Raw genomic sequence first — 14753 nt, 5'->3', positions numbered from 1 at the left:
ACTGGCCACCTGATCAGGCGACATGCAGGCGACTGCGATGTTAGTCAGTACGTATTCAACCAAAGCCAAAGAACGAACGCAGCTTGCTCGGTGACTTGCGCTCGTAGAACGGTTTGGTCTCCCTGAGGAAGTAATCACTCAGCCCGGCTTGTCCCGTCAGCACGCGGCAAAAATCAACCGGCCCGCCATCAGGGGCTGTGTCCGCAGCGACATTGCCGGCTTCGCGCATGACCTGTTCGATATCGCCATCCGCTTCGATGCCGACGATCAAGTGCGGTTTTTCATCAACCGAGGGGTCGTGCATCAGCGCCAGGAACGCGCGTTTCACATTGGCGTGTTTGGCCAGCAGTTGCGAGAGCGAATGGACCATCGTCGATGGGTAGTCCGAAGGCTGTCCAAGCAAGACGTTGGTTTCTTTTTCAACGGTACGCTGCGTGGCGGGCCGGCCGATTTCGCCTGAGAGCAGGCGTTGCACTTCCTCCGGAAAGAATTCCTTGCCGTACGGCGACTTCGGATTGAGAAAGAGCAGCGCGCCCAGCGTGATTTCGAACAATGATCGGGCAGGGATTTCTACATAGCTCTGCTCGCTGTCGATGGATTGTTGCAGCGTTGGCAGTGAGGAGAAGAACGGAATGACTGGCGTGCCATCGGGCTTCTGCCAATGAGCGATGCTGATATTGCTGCCGGCTTCGAGATTGACATGGCCTTGCGCCGCACCGGCGGTGCCGAGGATGTAGACGGTCGAGTCCAGCAGGGTGTGATAGAACTCAGGGCGATGCGCGGGTTCGTCCGCGGCGAGTCGGAGCGATGTTTCCAATGGGTTTTCTTGGGAAGTATCCATGAGGTCAGTCCGTTATTTTCAATGGAGAGCGATGATTATCTGGTCGGTTCGAGGGTACGTGCTTTCACGAATATACTCGTCCAAAGATTCGAATCCTGCGCCGTTCTAAACAACACCACAAAGCCAAATGTGGGAGCGAGCCTGCTCGCGAAGGCGTCGTGTCAGTCGAAACGATTCACGGCTGATACACCGCTTTCGCGAGCAGGCTCGCTCCCACATTTGAATTTCGCGTTGGGTCTTATAGCAAACTCCACGAAACCCCAACATAAACCCCCATCCCTTCACCCGGGGTCGACCGCGCGGCGTCCACTCCCTTGTCGTCATACCCCGGCGTGACCGTTGCCGCATAACGCTTGCCGGTCAGGTTGCGCATGTCCACCCAACCTTGCCAGTCGCCCTTCGGCGCGTTGTAGCCCAGGGTGGCGCCGAACAGGGCGTAAGGGTCGGCGTAGTAGCTGTTGGCGTAGTCCACGGCAACTTTGGACACCAGTTGCGTGTTCACGGCGGCGAAGAAGCCCTGCGGCCAGTCGTAACGCAGTTCGCCCTGGTAATAATGCATCGGCAGGCCCGGCAGGCGGTTGTCGCCGAAGCGTTCGTCGTCGCGGTAGTGGAAGTCGCTGAAGGTGTAGGCCTGGCGCAAGCTCAGTTGGCGGCCGTCGGCGGCGGTCCAGAGTTTGCTGTTGAGGCTGGCCTCGATGCCCTGGTGCACGGTCGGGCTGGCGTTGAGTTCGTAGGGCGTGACGGCGTTGGCGTCCGGCAGCACCGAGAGCAGTTCGTGACGAACTTGGGCGAAGTACCAGGCCAGGCTCCATTCGCCCAAATGGCTGTCGCCACGGCCGCCGAGTTCCAGAGTGGTTGCAGTCTGGTTTTGCAGCTCGACCGGGTCGCGCTGGGTGCCGGTGGCGGCGCCGTTGCCGGCAGGGAAGCGCACGTTGGAGCTGTAGATCAGCGACCACGGGTGCGGTGCTTCGACGGAGCGGCTGAGGTTGCCGAACACTTGCACGTCCGGGGTGATCTGGTAGCGCAGGCCGATGCGCGGTGCATAGTCCCAGTCGCTGAGACTTGTTTTGCCGCCGCCCTGCGGATAGGTCACGGCGCTTTCGCGGCGGGTGTAGATGGCGGCGAGGCCGGTGGTCAGCCAGAGGTCGTCGGCAATTTCCAGGTCGTTACCGAAATGCAGCACGGTGTCCGAACCCTGATAAGTGAAATTGCGCATCCGCGTGCCCGGGGCATAGCTGGCGGTGTTGCCACTCGGGATGCGCACGAACTCGCTGGCGCCATCGTTGGGCAGGTGCTTGGTCACGCGCAGGCCGACATTGCTGCGGCTTTCCATCCCGAACAAAGTGTCGCGGCGCTTGTAGTCGAAGGTGCCGCTAACGTCGGTATAAGCCACCTTCAGCCGGTTGGGGCCTTCGCGCAAATCCATCGGGTAGTCGTGGTAGGCGAGGCCGGTCTGGATGCTCGAATCGTCATCGAGGTAGAACGTGGTCTTGTTGCCGATGAAGGTACTGCCGGGTTGCTTGCGGCTGTCATCGCGGGCCACATACGCCGGGTTGGCTGCCCGTGGGCTGTGTTCGATGGAATGCTTGGTCACGCGACCGGCGAGGTCGTTGTCGGTTTCGCGATAGCGGAAATAGAAGCGGGTTTCCAGATTCGGGTTGAAGCGATAACCGAAGTTGGCGATCAGGCCTTTGCTCTCGCTGGCGGTGTGGTCCTGATAGCCGTCGGCGTTGGCATCGGTCAGGGACACGTAGTAATCGAAATCTCCCAGCACTTGCCCGGAGCTGACCTGGCGCTGCTGATAGCCATGGCTGCCGGTGGCGTAGCGCACTTGCAGCTTTGGAGCGGTGTAACCGGTGTGGCTGACGTAATCGATAGCGCCGCCCAGTGCCAGCGCGCCGCGATCAAAGCCGTTGGCGCCGCGCAGCACTTCGACATGGTCGACCCACAGCGGCTCGAGCAATTCATACGGCGTGCCGCCGGGGCCGGTCAGCGGCAAGCCATCCAGCATCGTGTAGAGCCCCGAGGCGTGGGCACCGGGTGCGCGGTTGATGCCTGAACCACGGATGGAAATCTTTACGCCTTCGTTGCCCGCCGACTGGGCATACACCCCCGGCTGATAGGCCAGCACATCCTGATTGCTGGCAACACGGCCCTGCAACGGCTGGCGCGTGTCGACCACGTTGGTGCCGCCAGGAACCTGCTCAAGGCGTTGCCGCGCTTCTTCGACCGCTGCATCGCTGCCACTGCGCTCATCTGCCGAAATCAGCACTTGCCCCAGCTCCAGACCTTGGGTCTCGGCCATCGCCGGGCAGGCCAGGGCCAGACCGAGCAGGGCAGTGGGCAATGATTTGGGCGACGGCATCGAAAAAACTCCAGCAAACAGGGGATCGGGCAATGAACAGTGCGACGTCGGAACAATCTCAGGAAACACATGGCGACAGGGCTTTTTTGCCCGGCAATGGCAAACAACCGGGCGTGAACTAACCTCACGGATCAGGCCCTTCGGGTCAATAAACAAATTCAGCGGGCTGTTGAAGCGCGAGGACAGGTTCATGGCGAAAGACAAGAAGAAACCTGCAAAGGCAATCGAACGTCCGCGCTTGAAAAACAAGGACTATCTGGAACAGCTGCGCAAGCTCCACGTTGAGCTGGTCAAGCTGCAGGAGTGGGTCATCGCCAAAGGTGTCAAGGTGTGTATTGTTTTCGAAGGCCGCGACGGTGCGGGCAAGGGCGGGGTGATCAAGGCGATCACGGAGCGCGTCAGCCCACGGGTGTTCCGCGTGATGGCATTACCGGCGCCAACCGATCGAGAAAAAAGTCAGATGCATGTACAGCGCTATCTGCCGCATCTGCCGGCGGGCGGCGAGGTGGTGATTTTCGACCGCAGTTGGTACAACCGCGCCGGTGTCGAACGGGTCATGGGTTTTTGTACGGAGGAGCAGGCCGACAAGTTTCTCAAGTCGATTCCTTGGGTGGAGAACGCCATCGTTGATTCGGGGGTGATCCTGCTCAAGTACTGGCTTGAGGTCAGTCCGGAGGAACAGACCCGCCGGCTCGAAGCGCGAATCAATGACGGGCGCAAGATCTGGAAACTGACACCCATGGATCTGAAGTCCTACAGCCGCTGGTATGACTACTCACGGGCGCGGGACGAGATGTTCAAGCATACCGACACCGATTGGGCGCCGTGGAGGGTTGCCGACTCGAATGACAAACGTCGTGCGCGGCTGAACATCATCACTGATCTGCTCAGTCGCATCCCCTATGAAGAGGTGAAGCGCGACAAGGTCGAGTTGCCGAAACGGCAGAAGCCGGGCAAGTATCGGGAGCCGGATTATCCGTACAAGCGGGTGGCAGAGCGGTTTTGACATTTGCGGGGTTTTTGGGGGCTTGGCGGCCTTTGGGCCGACCAGGCTCTTGGGGTTTTGGGTGTATATCCGTTTTTTCGGGTGTTGCGGCTGGCGGTTTCGCCCTTACGGCGAGTCACCTTTTCCAAACGCCGAAAAGGTAACCGAAAAGGCTTGCTCCTACGTTCGGCCCCTCGCGGGCTCGGGGTTCCTTCGCTGCGGGATCGATCCGGGCGCAGCGGCTCCGGTTTGCTTCGCTGCACCTACACTCGCTGTGTACAACTGCGTCGTACGGTCGCTGCGCTCCCACGCCCGGATCAATCCCTCCACTCAGCCTTCCGACGTCGCCGGTGGATCAAAAGCAAGATCAAAAGCACTCGAGCTTGCGCTCATTGTTGAGTGGGGCGGCTGCGCCGCGGGCAGATGCGCTGCTTTGCTTTTGTGGGAGCGAGCCTGCTCGCGATGACGGAGGCACATTCAAATTTAATTTGACCGATATACCGCTATCGCGAGCAGGCTCACTCCTACAAAAGAATTCCGCTTAAACCGTCCATCCGTCGTCTGCCCTGAACCTCTGTCGCGCTGTTTTTTCTACCGGGTAAGTCCCTCAGGAGATACCCGTATGTTCGATCAGCAAAAGAAGGCATCACTGGCGGCATGGCGCAAAATGGCGGAGCAGGCCGAGGGCGATCTGGATCCGGAACAGCAATATGACGAGTTGCTCAAGGCTGCGGATCAGATGGAGGAGCAAGGCCTGATCACCAGTGCCGAATGGCGCCAGTTGGTGCGTGACGCCGGCAATGTTTTTACCCTGAATGAGGAACAGCCACAGCGCTGACAGCTGCCATCGGAGGACATCCCATGCTCAGTTATCTGTTTATCGGCGCCAACGATGTCGAGCGTTCGGCAGCTTTTTACAAGGCGATTCTGACGCCGCTTGGCTACCGGCATGATCGCGAAGAACACTACTGTTTCTACTTGCCCGATTGCGCCGACAAGTCCAACGGGCCCGGGAGTGTGCACATCTCGCAACCGTTCAATGGTGAGCCGGCGACACCCGGCAACGGCATGATGCCGGCATTTCGCACCGACTCGCGGCACCAGGTCGATCAGGTGCACAAGGCCGGGCTCGACCATGGCGGCAGCGACGAAGGCGCGCCTGGCACGCGCGAAGCCTATACGCCGGACTTTTACGTAGCCTATCTGCGCGATCCTGAAGGCAACAAGCTTGCTGTGTTCTACAGCGGCTGATGGATGGAGCCTGTTGATTCGGCCCTGATGGCCGCCCGCGCCCAGTTCGCGATCACGATCAGCTTCCACATCGTGCTGGCGGCGTTCAGCATCGGTCTGGCGAATTTCCTCATGGTGCTGGAAGCGTTGTGGTTGAGGACCGGGCGCCAGGTTTATCTGGATGTCTATCGCTACTGGCTCAAGGTATTTGCGCTAAATGTCGCAGTGGGCACGGCGTCGGGATTGATTCTGGAGTATCAGTTCGGTCTCAACTGGTCGCGGCTGTCGGTGCAGGCCGGTGATGTCATCGGCCCGCTGATGTTCTATGAAGTGATGGCGGCGTTTTTCATTGAAGCCGGATTTCTCGGCATCATGCTGTTCGGCCTGAAGAAAGTCGGTCCGCGTCTGCACTTTTTTGCCACGTGTGCGGTGGCGGTGGGCTCGCTGATCAGCGCGTTCTGGATTCTTTCCGCCAACTCTTGGATGCAAACCCCCGCCGGCTATTCGATTGGCGCGGACGGGCGTTTCCTCGCTGAGGACTGGTGGGCAATCATCTTCAATCCTTCGTTTCCCTATCGACTGGCACACATGCTGCTCGCCGTGTTCATCGGCAGCGCGACGCTGATTGCCGGGATCAGCGCTTGGCAATTGCGCCAGGCCCGGGAAAACCCGCGCGCTCGCCTGCAATTTTCCATGGCACTGTGGGTGATTGCGCTGCTGATGCCGGTGCAGATTGTTGTCGGGGACCTGCATGGCCGGCACAGTTTGCAAGCCCAGCCGCAGAAAGTGGCGGCGATCGAAGGCTCATGGACGCGCCCGGCCCAAGGGGCTGGGGAGCCACTGCGCCTGTTCGCATGGCCCGATATGCAAGAGCGCCGCAACCACTGGGAGGTGGCGATTCCGCGCATTGGTTCCCTCTACCTGCAGCATGACCTGACCAGCACCATCGCCGCGCTTGATGAATTTCCGGCTGAGGACATCCCGCCCGTGGCGCCGGTGTTTTTCGCATTTCGGCTGATGGTCGGACTGGGGCTGTTGATGCTTGGGCAGGGTGTGGTCAGCCTGATCCTGCGCCGACGTAATCGCCTGTACACGGCGCGGCGCTGGCTGGGCGCGTGCGTGCTGCTGGCACCGGCCGGATTTCTGGCGATGCTCAGCGGCTGGGTCGTCACCGAAGTGGGGCGACAGCCGTTTACGGTTTACGGATTGATGCGCACGGCGGACAGTCTGTCGTCGGTGTCCAGGGCTCAAGTCGTCGGGTCGACGTGGCTGATTCTGCTGTTTTATCTGCTGATCTTCGGCATCGGTCTGTGGGTGTTGCTGCGTCTGTTGCGCGAGCCGCCGCAGCAGGACCAACCCGGGCCGCAGCCCACCCTTGCCGACGAAACCGGGCACTGAGGAATCGCAGACATGGACACGGACTGGCTGACTCTGTTGTGCGCCGCCGCACTGGCGTTCTCGGTGATGAACTACGTGGTGCTCGACGGCACCGATCTGGGCGTCGGCATGCTCATGGGTCTCACGGCTTGCAGCAAGCAGCGCAGGGTGATGGCGGTGTCGATTCTGCCGGTGTGGGATGCGAACGAAACCTGGCTGGTGCTCGGCGGCGGAGGGCTGCTGGCGCTGTTTCCGCTGGCGTACGCGATCTTGCTGCCGGCCCTGTATGTGCCTTTTATCTTGATGTTCCTCGCCTTGATTGTGCGGGCCATGGCGCTGGAATTTCGCGATTACGCACCGAACGAGCGACGCAAGCGCATCGTCGACGGCGTGCTGGCGCTGGCTTCGCTGCTGACCGGGTTTGTCCAGGGCATGGTGCTCGGTACCCTCGTGCAAGGCGTTGCGCATCAGGGCGGTCAGTACATTGGCGATGGCCGCGACTGGCTGAATCCGTTCCCTGTGTTCTGTGGTTTGGTGCTGGTACTCGGTTACGTCTGGCTGGGGACGTGCTGGCTGTACTGGCGCAACCTTGATGAATTGCAGCGGCGCTCGGCCCGCCAGGCCCGCGTGCTGTCGCTGGTCGTTGTGGCGTTATTGCTGGTGCTGATCGCATGGACGGCGACGTTGCAGCCGCAATACGCCCGGCGGCTTGCCGAAATTCGGCTGTGGTTGCCGGCAGGGGGCATCCTCTGTGCTCTGGGATGGGTATTCAGCAAAGGCTTTCACAGCCGCTTCGACTTCATCCCGCTGTTCGCCGCACTGGGCGTTTTCGTGCTGGCTTTCGCGGTGATGCTGGTCGCGCTGTATCCATTCATCATTCCGCCGGATCTGACTTTGAGCGAAGCAGCCTCAAGCCCCACCAGCCAGATCTTCATGCTGGTCGGATTCGCCGTGCTGATCCCCATCACGCTGGCCTACAACACCTTCGGTTTCCGCGTGTTCAGCGGCAAGGTGCGCGTTGCCAACGATGGTTGAGATTCACGTTACCCGACCTTTTTTGCTCACCAGCGACAGTCGCGAGGCTCGTAGCAGATCAGCAAAAGCCGCCTTGTCGATCGGCCGACTCATGAAATAACCCTGCACCTCGTTGCATTGATCCTTGCCGAGAATCGCCAGTTGCTCCTCGGTCTCGACGCCTTCGGCCGTCACCGTCAGCCCCATGGCTTTGCCCAGACCGATGATCGCTTGCACCACGGCACGGTCGTTGGTGCCGCTGCTGATTGAGGCGATAAAGCGTTTGTCGATCTTGATTCCGTCGAACGGATAGGCGCGCAGATAACCGAGCGACGAATAGCCGGTGCCGAAGTCGTCCATGTTCAGACGCACGCCGAGCTCTTTGAGCTGATTCATGGTGGTCAGCGCGCCGTCGGTGTCGTTGAGCATCACGTTTTCGGTGATCTCCAGCTCCAGACGGCTGGCCGGGAAACGCGTATCCACCAGCACTTCACGAACATCCTCGACGACATCGCTGAGGGCGAACTGCGCAGGCGAGAGGTTGACCGACAGCAGAATGTCATGGGGCCATTCAAGCGCGGTTTCGCAGGCTTCGCGCAGCACCCAGCGGCCCAGCGGGACGATCAGGTCGGTCTGCTCGGCCAGCGGAATGAACACGTCCGGTCCGAGCAACCCTTGGGTCGGATGCTGCCAGCGCACCAGCGCTTCCACCGAAACGATGTGTTTGCCATCGACCTTGTAGCGCGGCTGATAGTGCAGGACGAATTCGTTGTGCTTGAGCGCATGGCGCAGGTCATCTTCCATTTGCCGGCGCGTCTGGATCTGGTCGCTCATGTGCGCTTCGAAATAGCACCAGGTGTTCTTGCCGTCGGACTTGGCCTGATACAGAGCGATGTCGGCGTAGCGGATCAGATCGCTGGCGACGAAACCGTGCCGACGACTCAGGGCGATGCCGACACTGGCACCGATATGCAGTGGATGCTGTTCGTAGAGGATCGGCTGATGCAGGCTGCCGATCAGCCGTGTGCAGAATTTGTCGATCTCGTTATGGCTGTCCATGCCATTGAGCACCACGACGAATTCATCACCACCGAGGCGGGCGACGAGGTCGTGCTCGCGGGTGCATTCGCGCAGACGCGTGGCGACTTCCTGGAGTACCGCGTCACCGGCAGGATGGCCGAGGGAATCGTTGATCGGTTTGAAGTTGTCCAGATCGATCATCAGCAGCGACAGCGGTGGCGAGTGTTCTTTCAATATCAGCACTTCATCCAGATAACGCGCCAGTTTGTTGCGGTTGGGCAGACCGGTCAGGGCGTCATGCATCGACAGGTGCTGGATCTGCGCATGGGCGGCGACTTCGTCGGTGATATCGCTGGCAGTACCGCGATAGCCGACGACGCTGTCCTTGTCGAAAATCGGCCGCGCCGAGAGCCGGCAGTGGCGTGGCTGCCCGGAGTGATCGCGATAAGTGCAGCGCAAATCGCCGGCGCTGTTTTCTTCGCTGAGTTTGCGCAGCCACAGCTCCAGTGGCGTGGTGTCGCAAGTCAGTAATTCGCCGATGTCCTGGCCCAGCCACAGGGCTTGCGGGTAGCCGGTGACTTCGCTGAAGCGCGCCGACAGATAGGTCAGCGCCAACTGATCATCAACTTCCCAGATCCAGTCCGACGCCGCTTCGGCCACGGCGCGAAAGCGTTCTTCACTGGCTTCGAGCGCATGATTGGCGGCTTCAAGGGCCTGATTCGACGCCTGCATCGCATGGATACTGTTGTCGACGTATTGCGAAGAGCGCAGGGCGTGGCGGAAAAAGTATGCCGTCAGCAGCATCAGCACCAGAAACGTCGCGCCGAGCGGCGGCACCAGCGTCCACAACAATTGCTGACCGGGCCGTTGCAGGTCGGCGACCAGGCTGTACCCGGTGCTGTCGAGCGGCACGCTTGGATGGCCTTTCTCAATGGTGTCGTCCGGGACCAGGGTCAGGTTCGTCAGGCCATAACCGCTGCCGATCTTGCGCAGTTTGGTCGGGGTCAGCTTGTCGACGAACACCAGCACCGAGGTGTTTCTCAGTTCATCCAGCGGGCGCTCGTCGTTGGGAATGATCGCGGCAGCGGTGATCAACGCCGGCCAGCCTTCGAACAATGAATAGCGGTTGATCGGCTTGGTCAGATCAGGCTGGCTCAGCACCTGCTCGACCAACGCCGAGGCGGGCGCTTGCAGTACGCTGGATACGTCGGTTTCAACCATCTGCCCGCGAATCACCGCGTACTTGGTGCGATTGCGATCAAGGACGAACACGCCGTCGTAGCCGTCGCTGGTGAACAGGGTCTTGCCCATGTTCTGTTCGGTGTAGGCCCAGTTGACGTCGATCGGCCCGCTCAAGGCCTCATAGGCGCGGGTCCAGTAGGCATAACTGGTGATGTAGTTTTTCGACGCGGTGATGCGGTTTTCCACGGCGCGCACGGAATAGAACTGGTTCTGTTCCAGATCCTTCGCGTCAAGGGTATTGGCGATGCCAAGCAGGGTGCTGATCGCGGCGATGACACCCGCAACGAACAGTGCGCCAACGGCGATGGCCAGGCGCCGGGTCACGGCGCGTTGCGGGGTGGGGATTGGCTGCGCAGGGAGAGTAACGGCCATGTGCTCGTCCTTGATCCGGTGTCTTCTGAATCTAGAACAATGGCGAGCGCACAATGTTCAGATTGTTGTTATTGGTATCGCCTGGATTTTTTCAAAGTGTAGCGAATCCGATGGAATTTCCAGAACCGCCGGCCAGCGGCGAATCCCGAAAGGGCGAGACTTCCCGCACAAAAACCGGATAATGGCCGCCATTCGTTTAGCCGTATTCTGGTAATCCCGCATGGAAATCAAGGTCAACTTTCTCGACAACCTTCGACTTGAAGCCAAGTTCGACGACTTCACGGTGATCGCCGATCAGCCAATCCGCTACAAGGGCGATGGCTCGGCACCGGGGCCGTTCGACTACTTCCTGGCGTCGTCGGCCTTGTGCGCGGCTTACTTCGTCAAGCTGTACTGCGACACGCGCAATATTCCGACAGAGAACATTCGCCTGTCGCAGAACAACATCGTCGACCCGGAAAACCGCTACAACCAGATCTTCAAGATTCAGGTCGAATTGCCCGCCGACATCTCGGACAAGGATCGCCAGGGCATCCTGCGTTCCATCGACCGCTGCACCGTGAAGAAGGTGGTGCAGACCGGCCCCGAGTTCATCATCGAAGAAGTCGACAACCTCGACGCCGATGCCCAGGCCTTGTTGATGCCGCAGTCCGATTCGACGGCGGGCACCTACATCGCCGGCAAGGACCTGCCGCTGGAACAGACCATCGCCAACATGTCGAAGATCCTTGCCGACCTCGGCATGAAGATCGAAATCGCTTCGTGGCGCAACATCGTGCCCAACGTCTGGTCGCTGCACATTCGCGATGCGCATTCGCCGATGTGCTTCACCAACGGCAAGGGCGCGACCAAGGAAGGCGCACTGGCGTCGGCGCTGGGCGAGTTCATCGAGCGCCTCAATTGCAACTTCTTCTATAACGACCAGTTCTGGGGCGAAGACATCGCCAACGCCGAATTCGTCCATTATCCGGACGAGAAGTGGTTCAAGCCGGGTCCGAAAGACGAATTGCCAAGCGAGATTCTCGACGACTACACCCTTGGCATTTACAACCGCGACGGCGAACTGCGCGGCTCGCACCTTTACGACACCAACTCCGGCAACACTCAGCGCGGCATCTGCTCGCTGCCGTTCGTGCGCCAGTCGGACGGTGAAGTGGTGTACTTCCCGTCGAACCTGATCGAAAACCTCTACCTGAGCAACGGCATGAGCGCCGGCAACACTTTGGCCGAAGCGCAGGTGCAGTGCCTGTCGGAAATTTTCGAGCGCGCGGTCAAACGCGAAATCCTCGAAGGCGAAATGGCCCTGCCGGATGTGCCGCAGCACGTGCTGGAGAAATACCCGAGCATCCTTGCCGGCATCAAAGGCCTGGAAGAGCAGGGCTTCCCGGTGCTGGTCAAGGACGCCTCGCTGGGCGGTGAATTCCCGGTGATGTGCGTGACCCTGATGAATCCGCGCACTGGCGGCGTCTTCGCTTCCTTCGGCGCGCACCCGAGCCTGGAAGTCGCGCTGGAACGCAGCCTGACCGAACTGCTCCAGGGCCGCAGCTTTGAAGGCCTCAACGACTTGCCGCAGCCGACGTTCTCGGGGCAGGCAGTGACCGAACCGAACAACTTCGTCGAGCACTTCATCGATTCCAGCGGTGTGGTGTCGTGGCGCTTTTTCAGTGCCAAGCCAGACTTCGAATTCGTCGAATGGGACTTCACAGGCCAAGGCGAAAACTCCAACGCCGAAGAAGCCGCGACCCTGTTCGGCATCCTCGAAGACATGGGCAAGGAAGTCTACATGGCGGTCTACGAGCACATCGGCGCCAAAGCCTGCCGCATCCTCGTGCCGGATTACTCGGAGATCTACCCGGTCGAAGACCTGATCTGGGACAACACCAACAAAGCCCTGCAATTTCGCGCCGACATCCTCAATCTGCACAACCTCAGTAAGGTTGGCTTGCGCAACCTCGTTCAGGGGTTGGAACGCAGCGAGCAGGACGACTACACCGATATCACCACGCTGATCGGCATCGAGTTCGATGACAACACACCATGGGGCAAGCTGACGATTCTGGAACTGCGCCTGCTGATCTACCTCGCGCTGCAGAAGTTTGACGAGGCCAAGGATCTGGTTGAGGCATTCCTGCAATACAACGACAACACTGTTGAGCGCGGCTTGTTCTATCAGGCTGTGAATGTGGTGCTGGAGATGGAGCTGGACGAGGATCTCGAGCTGGAAGACTACGAGGCTAACTTCCGCCGGATGTTTGGTGACGAGCGTATGGATGCGGCGATTGGTTCGGTGAATGGCAGTGTGCGCTTTTACGGTTTGACGCCAACGAGCATGAAGCTGGAAGGGCTGGATCGGCATTTGCGCTTGATCGAAAGCTATAAAAAGCTGCATGCGGCGCGGGCGGGTGTGGCGGCTTTGTCGCGTTGAAGAGCTGGCTCAGAACGTTTCGCTTTCGGCTTGAGTGTGGCTGCGTGGCTTGAACCGCAGCCCCTCACCCCAGCCCTCTCCCGAGGGAGAGGGAGCCGATTTTCAAGCTTTTCAGAATTTGAGTTCGACTCGGTTTCCCAGGCCGGCGTATCTGCACCAAGCACGGCGGTCAGTTCCCTCTCCCTTTGGGAGAGGGCTAGGGTGAGGGGCTTTGGCTTTAGCGGCCATGCGCTGCATCCGCCAACTGCCCCGTATCCACCCGCACAAACACCGAATCACCCACTGCTGTCAGCACTTCCCCTGCATACACCTCGCAAATCACCCGGGTCTTGCGCCCGACTTCACCTTCGACCCGTGCGCGCAAGAGCAGCGGTACGCCCATCGGCGTTGGCTTGATGAACTTGATCCCAAGGTTAACGGTGACGCAGTCGATGCGCGGCAGGCTACCGGCTTCGCGGTTTTCTGCGCGGTAGTGCCAGGCCATGGCGGTCCAGTTGGAGTGACAGTCGACGAGCATGGCAATCAGCCCGCCGTAAACCAGATCCGGCCAGCCGCAATATTGAGCTTCGGGCAGATGCTCGGCGATGACGTGGCTGCCGTCCTCATCCCACCGACTTTTCACGTGCAGGCCTTGCGGATTGCGGCCGCCGCAGCCGTAACAAACGCCTTCGGGGGCGGCGAGGTCTTGCAGCGGGGTGGCGTGGCTGGACATGGCTGGGGTCATCCTGGAGTGGCGAGGCCGGACAGGCGCAAGCGGTTGCGTCCGCCGCGTTTGGACTCGTAGAGCGCGGCGTCGCCAAGTTCGATCAGCGCCGCGAGACTGGCCGGCGGTTTGTCGAACAGGGTGGCGCCGATGCTCAAAGTCACCGCAGCGGACGTGGGATAGGTGTGCGACGCCAAGGCCAGAAACTGTTCGCGCAAGGCATTGCCCAGTTCAAGGATAGCTTCGGCTGAGGCATTGTTGAGCAGCATCAGAAACTCGTCGCCACCCAGCCGCGCCGTCAGCGCATGGGGCGGCAGCTGGGCGCGGATCATCTCGCTCAGAGCAATCAGCAAGCGATCACCGGCGATATGCCCGTACTGGTCGTTGACCAGTTTGAAGTTGTCGATATCGATCAACAGCAACGCACCCGGTCTTTGCGCGGAGACACCGGCCAACAGGCGTGGCGTGCGTTTTTCCAGCGCCCTGCGGTTGTAGAGGGCCGTGAGCGGATCGCGCTCGGCGAGGCGGGCGATTTGCTTTTCCCGGCGATAACGCTCGGTGCCGGTCATCGACAGGGCGATCAACATGATCGCCATCGCGCCTTCGACCAGCGAGATCTGAATGATCTCGCCACGAAACGCCGCCAGATCGATCAGCGTGCCGGGGATCACCACGGTCAGGGCCTTGGCCACATAAAAGATGCCGTGGCCGAGCAGCACATAACGCAATTGCACCGCGCCAACGCTCAACGACTTGCCGTGTGGACGCAGCAGCGAACTGGCCTTGAGTGTCGGGATCGCCACCAGCAGCGAGTTGGCCACCAGCATGGCCTTGGACCACAGCGGGCCGTCCGGCATCATCAACATGAGCAGCCACGTCGCGAAAATCAGGTACCACGCCGGCGACAGTCGGGTCTGGGTGAAGCGCGCCACACCGAGCAGGAAAAAGAAATGCGCGGTCACCAGCAAGCCGTTGGCGAACCAGATGCCCAGCAGCAGAAATCCGCTGCTGCGCAGCAGAGCCAGGGTGGAACCGATGGTGATGGTGGCGAAACCGGCGCTCCAGAACAGTAGCGAAGGCTCACGGATGCTGCGCCACTCGACCGCCAGGTACAGCGCGGCAGCGGCTGCGAGGGCGATCGTGATGGTCAGCATCGTTGGCGGGTCGAGCGGCATTTCC

General features: G+C 60.3%; 11 protein-coding genes. 6 read left to right on the top strand and 5 right to left on the bottom strand.

Translation table 11 applies throughout. The features are described from left to right. Nucleotides 1–55: 55 nt before the first annotated feature. Both sseB and BXA01_RS03620 read right to left on the bottom strand, forming a co-directional pair. Nucleotides 56–841: an enhanced serine sensitivity protein SseB gene (sseB, locus tag BXA01_RS03625; protein ID WP_076563246.1), complete on the bottom strand. Its 786-nt coding sequence runs from the start codon at nucleotides 839–841 to the stop codon at nucleotides 56–58. A 238-nt stretch (nucleotides 842–1079) separates the two neighbouring features. Next, a complete protein-coding gene (locus BXA01_RS03620; RefSeq protein ID WP_076563245.1) occupies nucleotides 1080–3206 on the bottom strand; it encodes a TonB-dependent receptor family protein in 2127 nt (708 codons plus the stop codon). Between the two features lie 190 nt (nucleotides 3207–3396). Here BXA01_RS03620 and ppk2 point away from each other — a divergent pair, with 190 nt between their 5' ends. The 5 genes from ppk2 (at nucleotide 3397) to cydB (ending at nucleotide 7833) form a co-directional block, all read left to right on the top strand. Continuing rightward, nucleotides 3397–4212 carry a polyphosphate kinase 2 gene (gene ppk2, locus BXA01_RS03615; protein ID WP_041480441.1) on the top strand — a complete coding sequence of 272 codons (816 nt, stop codon included), beginning with the start codon at nucleotides 3397–3399 and terminating at the stop codon, nucleotides 4210–4212. Nucleotides 4213–4813: 601 nt separating this feature from the next. Beyond that, nucleotides 4814–5029, top strand: coding sequence for a hypothetical protein (locus tag BXA01_RS03610; protein ID WP_073474890.1), 216 nt, complete (start codon nucleotides 4814–4816; stop codon nucleotides 5027–5029). A gap of 23 nt (nucleotides 5030–5052) precedes the next feature. Beyond that, a complete protein-coding gene (locus tag BXA01_RS03605) occupies nucleotides 5053–5442 on the top strand; it encodes a VOC family protein (protein ID WP_076563244.1) in 390 nt (129 codons plus the stop codon). Nucleotides 5443–5445: 3 nt separating this feature from the next. Next, nucleotides 5446–6819, top strand: coding sequence for a cytochrome ubiquinol oxidase subunit I (locus BXA01_RS03600; RefSeq protein ID WP_076563243.1), 1374 nt, complete (start codon nucleotides 5446–5448; stop codon nucleotides 6817–6819). Nucleotides 6820–6831: 12 nt separating this feature from the next. Next, the gene (gene cydB / locus BXA01_RS03595) at nucleotides 6832–7833 is read left to right on the top strand and encodes a cytochrome d ubiquinol oxidase subunit II (protein ID WP_076563242.1); all 1002 of its coding nucleotides are present in this window, start codon (nucleotides 6832–6834) and stop codon (nucleotides 7831–7833) included. 3 nt (nucleotides 7834–7836) lie between these two features. On the opposite strand, the gene BXA01_RS03590 is transcribed toward cydB, so the two are convergent. Continuing rightward, nucleotides 7837–10446, bottom strand: a complete 2610-nt coding sequence (locus BXA01_RS03590) for a bifunctional diguanylate cyclase/phosphodiesterase (RefSeq protein ID WP_076563241.1) — start codon at nucleotides 10444–10446, stop codon at nucleotides 7837–7839. Between the two features lie 220 nt (nucleotides 10447–10666). On the opposite strand from BXA01_RS03590, the gene BXA01_RS03585 reads away from it, so the two are divergent. Beyond that, entirely contained in the window at nucleotides 10667–12871 is a 2205-nt protein-coding gene (locus tag BXA01_RS03585) for an OsmC domain/YcaO domain-containing protein (RefSeq protein ID WP_076563240.1), read from the top strand. A gap of 217 nt (nucleotides 12872–13088) precedes the next feature. On the opposite strand, the gene BXA01_RS03580 is transcribed toward BXA01_RS03585, so the two are convergent. Beyond that, nucleotides 13089–13583: a PaaI family thioesterase gene (locus tag BXA01_RS03580; protein ID WP_076563239.1), complete on the bottom strand. Its 495-nt coding sequence runs from the start codon at nucleotides 13581–13583 to the stop codon at nucleotides 13089–13091. A gap of 8 nt (nucleotides 13584–13591) precedes the next feature. After that, nucleotides 13592–14749 (bottom strand): GGDEF domain-containing protein, encoded by a 1158-nt coding sequence (locus BXA01_RS03575; RefSeq protein WP_076563238.1) that lies wholly within the window; start codon nucleotides 14747–14749, stop codon nucleotides 13592–13594. Nucleotides 14750–14753: the final 4 nt, after the last annotated feature.

It is taken from the genome of Pseudomonas sp. B10 (assembly GCF_900156235.1).
GTDB lineage: Bacteria > Pseudomonadota > Gammaproteobacteria > Pseudomonadales > Pseudomonadaceae > Aquipseudomonas > Aquipseudomonas siliginis.
The sequence above is the reverse complement of the archived record's forward strand: the minus strand, read 5'-3'. Positions and strand labels throughout refer to the sequence as shown.